General features: G+C 58.0%; 4 protein-coding genes. All 4 read right to left on the bottom strand.

Annotation, left to right across the window (positions count from 1 at the left end; translation table 11 throughout):
* Nucleotides 1-563: 563 nt before the first annotated feature.
* The 4 genes from AC1DS3_RS36905 to AC1DS3_RS36890 all read right to left on the bottom strand — a co-directional run bounded on the left by AC1DS3_RS36905 (nt 564) and on the right by AC1DS3_RS36890 (nt 2866).
* Complete coding sequence (locus AC1DS3_RS36905; RefSeq protein WP_477129164.1) at nt 564-911, bottom strand: hypothetical protein; 348 nt, start codon at nt 909-911, stop codon at nt 564-566.
* Between the two features lie 83 nt (nt 912-994).
* Complete coding sequence (locus tag AC1DS3_RS36900; RefSeq protein ID WP_477129165.1) at nt 995-1531, bottom strand: fimbrial protein; 537 nt, start codon at nt 1529-1531, stop codon at nt 995-997.
* 291 nt (nt 1532-1822) lie between these two features.
* Complete coding sequence (locus AC1DS3_RS36895; protein WP_477129163.1) at nt 1823-2302, bottom strand: fimbrial protein; 480 nt, start codon at nt 2300-2302, stop codon at nt 1823-1825.
* A gap of 96 nt (nt 2303-2398) precedes the next feature.
* Entirely contained in the window at nt 2399-2866 is a 468-nt protein-coding gene (locus tag AC1DS3_RS36890) for a fimbrial protein (RefSeq protein WP_477129162.1), read from the bottom strand.
* Nucleotides 2867-3408: the final 542 nt, after the last annotated feature.

Raw genomic sequence — 3408 nt, 5'->3', positions numbered from 1 at the left:
ACCTATGCCGGGAATTCCGGTTTCAAATACAGCAGCGGGGCCGGTTTTGCTCTGATACGTCACACCCGGAACGACTCTCCCGAGCGGCGTTACGACGATTTCATCGATCTTGCAGCCGGCGTCTTCGATTGATGCAACATATACGGTGCTGGCAGTCGATGACGGAAACTGAATCCCTGGGGCTAACGAATCTCGAACATGGCTGATCGTGGTCGGAAGCGCCGGCGACGGAGTCAAACGCGAAWCTACCCTACAACCGGCAAACGCTGATTCAGACAGAAACATGACGCCCAGGATTAGAGCACCCGAAATCATTTTAAATAGCATATGAAGTCCAMTTACCATATACGTGTCGGATCCATCAAGGTTCCCAATGCCATCCGAACATCGGAATGCATCATCGGGTGCATGTTCCCATCTCTGCCTAGGCAAGATGCCCGCGTTAACGTCACATCCCGCGCGTCGCGGCCGCACGACTCGACACGGTCGGCGCATAGTCGTGCGCACGGCAGCTCGAGGCTCCGGGTACGTCGCCGTGCGTTTCCGCACCGGCAGCGACTACATCAGCAAGGCAGCGGGCCGGTGTGATTGAGCTGGCGATAGGCAAATTGCAGGCTCCATGGCGCGTAAACGTAGTGCAGCGCTCGCCCCACGGCTATGCCGGCGGCTTGCGGGCGGCCCTCATCGCGCACCTTATCGCCCGACTCGTTGCCCAGCTCCATCGCGACAAGGACCAATAGCGCCGCCTTGACGTCGGAGTAACGGTCGCGTGGCAAGAGCCTGGCCGCGATGTTCTGGGCCATGTCCTGCTTTTGCGGCGGCAGGCTTGCCAGGGATGCRGTAGCCAGCGCGCAGTATCCGCTGCCCTTCGAGGCAAGCTGCCATAACTGCCATTTTCTCGGGGAATTCATCTTCATCTTCATTGGAGAGTCCTTATGTCTTCAAGTCGTTGTCARCGGGGCGGCGGGGCAGACCGAACCGAAACCGGTTGACGCTACTGATACGAGAACGTGAYCGTGCTGCGCGCGCTAGCCGTGCCTGGCTTGATGGTCGGTTCGGTCTTCACATATGTTGCGTCCAGGGGAATGTTGAGGCTGCCCCCCGACGCCGCCGAGCGGCCGACATACCATGGGTTGGTGTTTCCCTTCGCCGACGAATCCGGACGGAGCCCCAGCGGCGTCGTCTCGCCCGAGCGGAACATTTGAACGCCAACGCCGGTTGCGGTGGAACTGCCGGACAACGTCAGCGCATTGCTGGTATTGGTCGGATTCGAGGCATCCGTGAGTGTCGCGTACAGCCTCACATTGCCATCGCAATTCATGTCCATGGAAGAGGATGCCGATGCATCCGACACCGCGCCGACCGACTTCAGGCTATGTGATACCAGGGTGGGCAGCACRACGGCATTGGTCGCTCCGGATGTCACCTTGCGTCCGCGCGTCGTCACGTTGATCGTCCCTGAGGCTCGAAAAGYGGGGGTATCTGTAGTGAGTTGCTTACCGCCTGCATCCCGCGGCCTTGCGGCGACCATAGCCTGRAGCGGCATGGTGAAAGTGCCAGCGACAAGGCGTCCTGAAGCAACAAGGATATCGAGATTGCAGGTCGTTTAGAATAGGACGAGTACTAAAATGCGTGCCGTCGACGAGGATACGCTTCGTTGTTAGCGCATCGAGTGCTGGGCGATGCCGCTTGCGGGCAAGGCACCCTCGATCGGTGGGTTCTCAAGTGGTCATAAAGGCATTGTGAGTGGTAGGGCGCTAGGACACTAGGGCGGCAGGGCGAGACCGTTGGCAGTCCCACCGTCAACGGCCGCTTGCCGTGATTACTGGTAACTCATCGTGAACGTAGCGAGACCATTCGCTACCCCCGGCGTCACCTTCGATGCGGTCTGGATGTAATGTGCCTTGAACGGGATCGTGACCGCGTCATTGCCGAACTGACCGACGAACCACTGATTCGGATTGTTGCTCTCGGAAGAATCGGGACCATAGCTGACCACGCTATCATTGGTGCCGCGCACTATCTGGATGCCGATTCCCGACGCACTGGAGTCTGACGACAGGGACAGCACGTCGGATCGATTGGGCCAGTTGCTGCCGTCCGTCAGCGTCATATACATTCGCGTGACCGCGCCCTGCGTGCCGCCCGAACACTGCAGCCGAATCTCGAAGGGCTGGCTGTTTGTCGTGGTGCCAACGCCCTTGAACGCGTAGGTCGGAATCCTGCCAAGCGGCACAGCGACGGAAGGTGTCGTCACCTTGCATGCCGGCACCAGCGGCCTGATATTGCCTTGCGGCGACAAAACCGTGCATCTATCCTTTCGTGGCACTACGACCTCCTTGGGGTTTCCTGCGTCGGTCGAAAAATCCAGCGTATCTCTTTCAAAAACCGGTCTGCACTACTGATACGAAAACGTGATCGTGCTGAGCGCGCTCACGGCACCCGGCTTGATCGTTTCCGCCGTCTTGATATAGCGCGCTTCGAAGGGCAGCGAGATCACACTGCCAGTTGCCACAGATTTACCGACCAGCCACTGATTAGTATTTCCCTTGGCCGATGAATCCGGCCCAAAATTCAACGGACTGGTCGTACCTTGCTTCATTATTTGAATACCCAAGCCTGTTGCCGTCGAATTCTTCGCCAGGCTAAGGATATTGCCGGTATTCGCAGGATTGGTGGCATCCGTCAACGTTGCATAGACACTGACGCCCGCATCGCATTTGAGTCCCAACGAAAACGGCGCCGACTTGGTGGCAGAGACATCTCCTACCGCTTTCAGGCTATGCGTTACCAACTGCGGCATGACGACCGTGTTGGTCGCGCCGGACGTGATCGTGCATGCTTTTGCTGTAACGGTGATGCTCAATGCAGATATACSYATCGACWYTCGATTCGACACGACAGTYCCATTCAGCATGGCGCCTAGGGTCGAGGTGGTTTGAGCCGGGACACGATAGTTTCCCGTTGGGACAGACCCCGTTACGACGAGCGTCRCCCGCTGGTCGTAGCCCCAACCGYCAGAGCCCGATGGTCCGGCCGGAAGCACAATTGGCTTAGCCCCAATAGACACCAATGGCACGTTGARATTTCCTGTTTCCAGTGCGTAACCTATGCCGGGAATTCCGGTTTCAAATACAGCAGCGGGGCCGGTTTTGCTCTGATACGTCACACCCGGAACGACTCTCCCGAGCGGCGTTACGAGGATTTCATCGATCTTGCAGCTGGCGTTGTCGATTTGTGCAACATATGCGGTGCTGGCAGTCGATGACGGAAACTGAATCCCTGGGGCTAACGAATCTCGAACATGGCTGATCGTGGTCGGAAGCGCCGGCGACGGAGTCCAACGCGAATCTACCCTACAACCGGCAAACGCTGATTCAGACAGAAACATGACGCCCAGGATTAGAG

This window comes from Cupriavidus sp. 01L46 (assembly GCF_056399905.1).
Note: the sequence above shows the minus strand (reverse complement) of the source record. Positions and strands in the feature narration are given on the sequence as shown.